Origin of the sequence: Streptomyces sp. P17 (genome assembly GCF_032436805.1) — a bacterium.
In the GTDB taxonomy this organism is placed as follows: domain Bacteria; phylum Actinomycetota; class Actinomycetes; order Streptomycetales; family Streptomycetaceae; genus Streptomyces.
Window position 1 is genome coordinate 1 of sequence record NZ_JAVRBF010000964.1, and the last position, 264, is coordinate 264.

Annotated in this window: 1 protein-coding gene; it reads left to right on the plus strand. The window is 48.5% G+C overall.

The window, feature by feature from the left end:
• Positions 1 to 22: 22 nt before the first annotated feature.
• On the plus strand, positions 23 to 264 hold a 242-nt coding region (locus tag RMT89_RS43585), incomplete at its 3' end, for a copper resistance protein NlpE (protein WP_315889295.1).

Consider the following 264-nt stretch of genomic DNA (forward strand, 5'->3'; position numbering starts at 1 on the left):
TGCAGCAACAAGTGCAATACCCGTGGGAGACACCAGCCAAAATGCCCTAGATTGGGATGGGATCTATCAGGGTGTGCTACCCTGTGCCAGTTGCGAAGGGATAGAAACGCAGTTAGAGCTAAAAAGAGACGGTAGCTATCAGCTGATTTCTGTTTATTTAGGCAAAGAAGCAGACAACCGTTTTGAACAGAGCGGTCAATTCCACTGGGACGAGCAAGGACGTACTATTCAGCTCGATACTGCAGATGGCGAGCCTATGTTCTT